The sequence below is a fragment of the Methylophaga sp. UBA1464 genome (assembly GCF_002325665.1).
GTDB lineage: Bacteria > Pseudomonadota > Gammaproteobacteria > Nitrosococcales > Methylophagaceae > Methylophaga.
The window spans coordinates 1-2,509 of record NZ_DCSO01000110.1 but is presented as its reverse complement, the minus strand read 5'-3'; the positions used below and the strand labels follow the sequence as shown (position 1 = coordinate 2,509).

The following is a 2,509-nucleotide window of genomic DNA, read 5'->3' as shown; positions in this document are numbered from 1 at the left end:
GCAGCGAATATTCAGGCTGATGGTTACAACCTTTACGTAATGGGTGAGGCGGGTATGGGGAAAAAGTCACTTGTCAGTGAATTTCTCACCAAACATAGCGCCAGCCGGCCAGATGCAAAAGACTGGGCCTATTTGCATAATTTCGATCTGCCCCAGCAACCCAAAGCTTTGTCATTACCTGCCGGAGAAGGTGCGCAACTTAAGCTGGATATTGAGCGTGTCATTAAAGAGCTGCAGCAACAATTACCGTATGCCTTTGATGATGAATATTATCGGGGACGGCTTCGTGCCATTGAGGAGGCCAGTCGTCAGCATCGGGTGCGTTTATTCGGAGCTTTGCAGATTGAAGCGGATAAACATGGTGTCGTGTTACTGAGAATGGAAGATGGTGCATATGCCTTTGCTGCACAACATGAAGGTGAACCTTTATCGGGAGAAGATTTTGAAGATCTTCCCTATGCCAAAAAAATGGAAACCGAAGAAGCCATTGCTAAATTGCAGGTGGCGATGCAGGAAACGTTGAGCGAAATTCATGAATGGGAACATGACACAGCAAATAAAATTACTTCGCTCAATGATCAGGTGGCCTTGGAAGTGGTTACCCGGCAAATAGATTTTTTACGCCACGCATATCCGAAATCCCAGCTATTACAGAATTATTTTGATGATATGCAGTTTGATATCCAACGCAATATCGAGATGTTTCTGAAAAATGAAGAGCGTCAGGAAGAGGTTCATGTTGATAATTGCCTGAAACGTTATCAGATTAATCTGATTGTGGATAATGCCGAACTGCATGGCGCACCGGTGGTGTATCTGAATCAACCAAATCATCAGAGTCTGTTGGGGTGTGTTGAGAACATGGCGATGATGGGGGCTTTGGTTACCGACTTTACTTTGATCAAAGCTGGCGCGTTACATCGGGCCAATGGTGGTTTTCTGATTGTGGATGCCGAAAAGCTGTTAGAACAGCCTTTTGCCTGGGAAGGCTTGAAAGCCGCTTTAAAAGCGGCTGAGATCCCGCTGGAAAATCTGGAGCGTACCTACAGTTTAGTGGCAACGGTGTCACTTGAACCTGAACCGATCCCGTTATCAGCAAAAGTTATATTGTTGGGAAATCGTGATCTGTATTATCAGCTTTATGAATGGGATCCTGAATTTGCAGGGTTATTTAAAGTGCTGGCTGATTTGGAAGATGAATTGCCGCGTACAGCAGAAACGCATATGCAAATGGCTAAATTGATTGCCTCAACCGCAATGAATGAACATTTGCCGGCCTTACAGCAAGGGGCAGTTGCATTGATGATCGAATATGCGGCCAGATCCATCAACGATGGCCAGCAGTTGTCATTGCATATTGGGGATATGACCGATCTGTTACGTGAATCGGCTTATTGGGCAAGAAAATACCAACAAGCGGAAATCACCGCTGATGCCGTCGATCATGCCTTGCAGCAACGTCTCAGAAGGGTTGATAGGGTGCGCTCTGTGGTTTATCAGCAAATCCAGCGGCAAATCATTCAGCTGGATGTGCGTGGCAAACGTGTCGGTCAGGTGAATGGTTTATCCGTTTTAAGTATCGGTGGCTTTCACTTTGGTGAACCCACCCGAATTACCGCCAGTTGCCGCTATGGCGATGATGCCATAATCGATATCGAACGTGAGGTAGAATTGGGTGGCAACCTGCATGCAAAAGGTGTAATGATTCTGGCGGCTTATCTGGGGTCATTTTACGCAGCGGACAAGCCACTATCCATGGCGGCCAGTATTGTGTTCGAACAGAACTATGGTGAGATTGACGGAGACAGCGCGACAGTCGCTGAATTATGTGCCTTATTATCGTCCATTGCTAAAATTCCGTTGAAACAATCCATGGCAATTACCGGTTCAATGAATCAGTTTGGTCATGTTCAGGCAATCGGCGGAGTCAATGAAAAAATTGAAGGGTTTTATGATGTCTGCAATCTGGTGGGATTAACGGGGTCACAGGGAGTGATTATTCCGCGCAGTAACATGCAGCACTTGATGTTAAAGCCTGAGGTGAGACAGTCTGTCGAGAATGGGTTATTTCATATTTATGCCGTTGATGATATTGCTGATGCAATCAATGTGTTAACTGATCACGAAGTTGGCGTGGCAGATGAGCAGGGAAATTACCCTGAAAATAGTTTTAATGCGGCTGTAGCAGCAAGATTGGCTAATTGGGCTGAGTTGCATAAACATGATAAAGAGTCTAGTCACGAAGCCAGTGATTAGGCTTTAGTCCGGGATATGTCTGCCGTTAACCAGATCAAGCAAACACGCTTATTGAAAGGTATGCAATTATGAAAAATCAATTTTTTATTAAACTGCACAGTCTGGTATTTATATTGATAGCTTTTCCGGTGCAGGCCCTAACACCGGTGCCAGTTCCAACAGAGCCCATTTATTACGAGCCACCCGTAGTTGAAATTACGGACGAAATTCGTAAGCATAGCTGTGTTGAAATTGATGGTGCGATTAATCAGCT

The 2,509-nt window shown here is 45.2% G+C and carries 1 protein-coding gene and 1 pseudogene; both read left to right on the top strand.

Going from position 1 to position 2,509, the window contains the following annotated elements:
* On the top strand, nucleotides 1–2,256 hold a 2,256-nt coding region (locus B3O33_RS15080; protein ID WP_292363902.1), incomplete at its 5' end, for a Lon protease family protein.
* Nucleotides 2,257–2,324: 68 nt separating this feature from the next.
* A pseudogene (locus B3O33_RS15075) lies at nucleotides 2,325–2,509 on the top strand (hypothetical protein); the annotation flags it as partial.